This is a genomic window from Psychrobacter sp., assembly GCF_030454045.1.
Classification (GTDB): domain Bacteria; phylum Pseudomonadota; class Gammaproteobacteria; order Pseudomonadales; family Moraxellaceae; genus Psychrobacter.
This window is the reverse complement of record NZ_JAKDJE010000118.1, coordinates 1-4,973: the sequence shown is the minus strand read 5'-3', so window position 1 is coordinate 4,973 and position 4,973 is coordinate 1. Positions and strand designations below refer to the sequence as shown.

Here is a 4,973-nt window from a genome sequence, read left to right as displayed (position 1 = left end):
ACAATTAAAACAATGGGTTAAACAGGGTTTGAACTAGTTATCTAGGACAGCCCCATAAATTTAATAGCTTATCGTCTAATCGTTTTCACTATACTCTAGAAGAGATTAGTGCTCAACGCCACCTGCGCCATGTACATGGCCATGGTTTAGTTCGTCTTCAGTTGCTGCACGTACTTCTTGGATTTCAACGTCAAATGTCAAACGCTTACCAGCCAATGGATGGTTTGCATCAACAGTCACTTCTTGATCGTTTACGTCAGTTACAGTAACTAGCATAACTTGGCCACCAGCTTCTGACTGGAACTGCATACCAGGCTGAATATCATCAACGCCTTGGAAGTTTTCGCGTGGTACGCGCTGTACCGCTTGCTCTTGATACTCGCCATAGCCATCAGCAGGCTCAACCACTGCGTTGACTTTTTCGCCAGCAGATTTGCCTTCTAATTGTGATTCTAGGCCTGGGATGATGTTGCTATGACCATGTAGATAAGCAAGTGGCTGACCTTCTGGAGACTGATCAAGGATATTGCCTTCGTCATCTTTTAATGTGTAATTGAATTTGACGGCAGTATCTTTTGCGATAGTAGTCATAAAATATCCTAAATATATCTATGTAAAAAATTAAATACGGTTGCAATAAACCTAAAAAAGCCAATCAGCAAGCCAACCAAATAGCCACAGTATTAGTCAATTATCATCAGTTTATTAGAGTAACTTTAGCAGTTAGCATCTTTAATTGAGATGGCGTATGTAAGTTTCAAGGCAAAAAACATAAAAAATGCCAATTAATGCCACAATTTACAATAATAACTGCTATTTTCTATAGTTAATCGATAACTACTGGACACTCAGGGTTTGGGAGTTGCGTTTTTTGAGAAGGGCTCCTACCATAATAATAAAATAAGGAAGAGAAATGTTATGACGTTATCTGTAAATACGGCGACTAATCCGTCATCAAACGGCGACCCAGTGAACCACGATAATACTAACGATATAGCTAATATCAGCTACCAATTCGATTTTGCCCGTTTTTTTGAGCATTTGGTGGATGTGTCACTGTCTTTTATGGCAACAGGTGATGCGCCTCAGCTTTGGCTACCAGCATGGATACCAGGCAGTTATCTGATGCGCGAGTTTGCTCGCAACATCACCGCTGTGCATTATCGAGTAACAGACAGCCAAATAAAAGAAGGTGACGGGCTTTCTGAAACTTATCGTGCACAAAAGGTAGATAAACATACGTGGCAACTTCCCACTATCACAGCAGGACAAAGGGTAGTCGTCGAATACGAAGTCTACTGCTACGACCTATCGGTACGTACTGCCTATGTCGATCAGCAGCGTCTGTATGGTAATTTTACCTCACTTGCACTCGCGGTCGACGGGCAAGAGCAGATTCCAGTACAAGTCAGCTTGATGGTTCCAAAGTCGTTTTTGGTAGATAAAGAAGAAAGTCATGTAATCTTGGCATGTGGTTTGGCATCTACGCATCTGCGCGTTGATGGTCAGAGCGAAGATAAACGGCACTGTTATCAATTACGGGCAGATAATTATCATGAGCTGATTGATTATCCTTTTGAGATTGCAGCGCAGAATAAATTTGATTTTATTATTCAAGACAATCAGCATCAGACGCTTCATCACAGCTTTTATCTCTCAGGAAAGCATAGTGCCAATATGGGCAGGCTACAGCAAGACGTTACTCAGATTTGTCAGACTTATCTGGACTGGCTGGGGGATGCACCCTTTCATGATTATACCTTTATGACGTTTGCCAGTGGTCAGGATTACGGCGGACTTGAGCATATCAACTCTACGAGTCTGATTACCCCGCGCCGTGACTTACCAAATACCGATGAGCCAAAACTACCAAGCACGGATTATCAGCGGTTTTTGGGATTATGCAGTCATGAGTATTTTCACTCGTGGTGGGTGAAAACGGTGCGCCCTGATGTCATGATCGATGTTAATTTACGCCATGAAGCATTCACCCCGATGCTTTGGGTTTTTGAAGGATTTACGTCTTATATCGATGATTTTATGTTGCAAGCATCTGGTGTCATCGATAAACCAAACTACCTCAGGTTGCTAGCGGAACAAATCAATCGCTACTACCAGACGCCTGGTCGCGGCAGTCAAAGTGTCGCAGAGTCAAGCTTTGATGCGTGGATTAAACTGTACCGTAGCGATGAAAATACGGGCAATGCTGGTATCAGTTACTACAATAAAGGCGCATTGGTGGCATTGTGTCTGGATTTGATATTGCTAAAAAATACAGATGGTCGCTATCGTTTGTTTGACGTGGTCAAAGCATTTTATACGCAAGCAAAGCAAAATGACAGCAAGCGTATCGGCATCAATAGCGTGGATATGGGCGACGTAATTGGGCAGTTTATGCCGCAGGCAGAGTGGGAGGATTTTGAACATCGTTATGTCAATGGGGTAGAAGAACTGCCAATTGAGTCGCTACTGCTCGCAAACGGTGTCAAAATGCAGGTCAATACCAAAGAGACCGCGGATAAGTATGTTCCTTGGGGTATGCGCTGTAATGAGACACCTGCTGGACTCAAAATCAATCGAGTGAACCGCGGTAGTGTGGCTGCCAAAGCAGGTATCTCAGCCCATGATATCATTATCGCGATTGATGGCATCAAGGCGGACAGTAAGCAATTAGCGTCGTTCAGTAATGCAGCGCGCACTGTTGAGTGTCATCTGTTTCGCCGCGATGAGCTGATGTGTGTGCAGGTGCAACCTGATGCACTGCCACAAGCTGACGGGGATGACAGTGATATGCCTGAAAAAGCATTTCCTCATAAGGTCAGTCTGCGCTTAATAAAAGGTGATCCAGCGTTAGCAGATCATAGCGATCCTAAGCAAGCAGAATCCGCTTGGGAGCCATGGCTGGATGTGATGAAGCGTCAGTCAGCATAGTGACATCGAGAGATATAAGTAAGCAAAGCAAAACCCCCTAATAAGCAAATATGGTTATTAGGGGGTTCAAGTAATAGCTGGAAGGTTTTTTGGTATGCTGAATGGCTAGCTACTCTTCCTTGGTTTTAGTATCAGGGTCCTCACTGACAGACTTCTTGTTTTCAGTCGTGTCATCAGATGTGACAACATCAGCGTCCGTATCATCGCTTTCAGCAGTGTTTGTCACTTCAAGCGCTGCAATCCAGTTTTGCATGAGCTCAATCTCAGGTTGCTGAGTGTCGATGATATGCTGTGCCAACTCACGCATCTCTTCATCAGTACCATATTCTAACTCGATTTTTGCCATATCTACAGCGCCCACATGGTGCGGTAGCATCCCGCGTGCAAAGGCCATATCAGGCATAGGATCGGCAATCCCCAATGTCATCTCACCGTGCATATCCTCCATACTCTGAGCATAGGCTTGCTGCATGGCAGGGGTGTCTGGTTTGGGCTTAGCTGCGTCAGGGTGGCTGGCAAGCCATTTATTTAAAATATCAATCTCAGCTTGCTGCGCTGTGATGATGTCTTGGGCAAGCTGGCGCATCGCGTCATCTGTACCATATTTTAGCTGGATTTTTGCCATATCTATCGCACCGCGATGATGGCCAAGCATACCTTTGGCGAACGCGGTATCAGGATCGTTGTAACCCATCCCGATCATCATCTCATCGTGCATGCTCGTCATCGCCTTGGTGTAGTCTCTGAGCATATCGGTCATTTGAGCATCATCTGCGACATTGTCGCTGTCTGCCAATGTCTCATCATTCATATTTTCATGCTCGGCATGAGTCATGTCAGTCATCGGCGGAGCCGCTTCCTCTACAGGGGCTGATTGGCTATCTGCTGCTGGCTGACACGCACTTAATAGCATTGCAGCAGACATGCTGGTGGCTAGCAGAACAAAACGATGAGAAGCAATCATGACATATCCCTACTATAAGAAGGCCAAATGAGACAATAGGCCTATTTTACATAACCAATGACGTGCTGAATCTTAGCAGATAAACCTTACTCATTCGAGACACTATGTTTAATAAGTCGTAATATATTTACTTTATATGAAATTATATGAGGAGTGAAGCGTATAGATCTACCAGCTATCTCACAATTCCCAACTGCTGATATTGCTCTCGGCTTAATTGGACACACATAGATTCACCAACCGCCAAATCTCCCAATTCAAACCCTGCAACCGACCAACGTATTAAGCGCAAGCAAGGTAGGCCGACATGCGCGGTCATACGTCTGACTTGGCGATTCTTACCTTCATAAATCGTCAGTATCAACCATGAGTCCGGTACGCTTTTACGCTCACGTATCGGCGGATGACGTTGCCAGAGCGTCATGGGTAGCTCATCTTCACTGACGTGTTTGATTTCGGCAGGTAGGGTTTTGCCATCTTTGAGAACCACGCCACGTCTAAGCTGATTGAGCTGCTCATCAGTAGGAATGCCCTCAACTTGTACTAAGTAAGTCTTACCTTGTTTGCGTCCGGCATTGGCTTTTGGTGGATGAGTGATCGCTTTATTGACCCAGCCATCATCAGTCAAAATAAGTAAGCCCTCTGAGGTTGCATCAAGCCTACCCGCCACGCGTAGCGACTTATCGGTAAAGTACTGCGATAAGGTGGTATGGTTGTTGTTGCTGTCATCTCTAAACTGACTTTGGACGCCATAAGGCTTATTGAATACAATGAGACTAGAAGTCGGCATAAAGCAAGGTTTCCTACAAGTAAATAAGTAATCTTAGCATATGTCTAATAGCGTACAGATCATACTAAAAATAAGCATAGCACAATCAGATTTGAGGGGGAGATTCGGCAAATGATCCGTTACAAAGATAGGACGGCGCCAGTATAAGTTTATTGACAGACTAAATCCAGATTTTTGTAAGGATACCTTTATCTTTGATAGCTATAGCATCTAAAGCATGATAAATAATGAAAACTTAGATTAACACACCAAGTGCAACGCTAATTAATATTATAGAACGCCTGCATA

4 protein-coding genes are annotated in these 4,973 nt (G+C 44.2%); 1 reads left to right on the top strand and 3 read right to left on the bottom strand.

What is annotated here, in order from left to right; genetic code table 11:
* Positions 1–105 precede the first annotated feature (105 nt).
* Positions 106–591 (bottom strand): peptidylprolyl isomerase, encoded by a 486-nt coding sequence (locus L0G63_RS13365; RefSeq protein ID WP_301451097.1) that lies wholly within the window; start codon positions 589–591, stop codon positions 106–108.
* 327 nt (positions 592–918) lie between these two features.
* Between L0G63_RS13365 and L0G63_RS13360 the strand changes: the two genes are divergently transcribed.
* Positions 919–2,931, top strand: coding sequence for a M61 family metallopeptidase (locus tag L0G63_RS13360; RefSeq protein WP_301451096.1), 2,013 nt, complete (start codon positions 919–921; stop codon positions 2,929–2,931).
* A 109-nt stretch (positions 2,932–3,040) separates the two neighbouring features.
* Here the strand turns inward: L0G63_RS13360 and L0G63_RS13355 are convergent, their stop codons facing one another.
* Positions 3,041–3,895, bottom strand: a complete 855-nt coding sequence (locus tag L0G63_RS13355) for a DUF305 domain-containing protein (protein ID WP_301451095.1) — start codon at positions 3,893–3,895, stop codon at positions 3,041–3,043.
* Positions 3,896–4,070: 175 nt separating this feature from the next.
* The gene (locus L0G63_RS13350; protein ID WP_301451094.1) at positions 4,071–4,685 is read right to left on the bottom strand and encodes a pseudouridine synthase; all 615 of its coding nucleotides are present in this window, start codon (positions 4,683–4,685) and stop codon (positions 4,071–4,073) included.
* Positions 4,686–4,973 lie beyond the last annotated feature (288 nt).

Coding starts and splice junctions, on each gene's coding strand:
- L0G63_RS13365 (WP_301451097.1), bottom strand. CDS start 591: ATGACTACTATCGCAAAAGATACTGCCGTCAAATTCAATTACACATTA.
- L0G63_RS13360 (WP_301451096.1), top strand. CDS start 919: ATGACGTTATCTGTAAATACGGCGACTAATCCGTCATCAAACGGCGAC.
- L0G63_RS13355 (WP_301451095.1), bottom strand. CDS start 3,895: ATGATTGCTTCTCATCGTTTTGTTCTGCTAGCCACCAGCATGTCTGCT.
- L0G63_RS13350 (WP_301451094.1), bottom strand. CDS start 4,685: ATGCCGACTTCTAGTCTCATTGTATTCAATAAGCCTTATGGCGTCCAA.